The 421-nt window shown below is 39.4% G+C and carries 1 protein-coding gene; it reads left to right on the top strand.

The annotated features are described in order from the left end of the window. Positions 1–421: hypothetical protein (locus BTA35_RS17055; RefSeq protein WP_078320915.1), on the top strand; the 421-nt coding region annotated here is incomplete at both ends.

Raw genomic sequence — 421 nt, 5'->3', positions numbered from 1 at the left:
GGTGTTGATGGAGTTTTAGTTAAAGCAACCGGAAATGAAACAATTTTAGGAACTAAGAATTTTCAGGACGGGATTCAAGTAGCCGGAAAAACCCCAGTGCTGACGAAAGCAACCACAGATTATGCAATCACTGATTCTAAAGGAAACCCAGCAATGTTCGGTGGAGGATACATCAAACTCTATCGCCGAGGAGATTTAGTTTATCTAACTGCATCTCTCAAATTAGCAGTTGGAAAGTTTAATCAAGGGGTTTGGTTTAATCCGCCGGATTGGGCAAGACCTATAGACAAAGCGCGATTTAGTTTGAAGCGTGAGGATAATACAAACGCGCTTTTTATATTTAATTCACCAGGTAACGGAGACAATACAATTATTTGTGTAGATAAAATTTCTGCGAATACTTGGCTTAATGGTTCAGCAA

The organism is Oceanospirillum linum, assembly GCF_001995095.2.
GTDB classification, from domain to species: Bacteria; Pseudomonadota; Gammaproteobacteria; order Pseudomonadales; family Halomonadaceae; genus Oceanospirillum; species Oceanospirillum linum.
The sequence above is the reverse complement of the archived record's forward strand: the minus strand, read 5'-3'. Positions and strand labels throughout refer to the sequence as shown.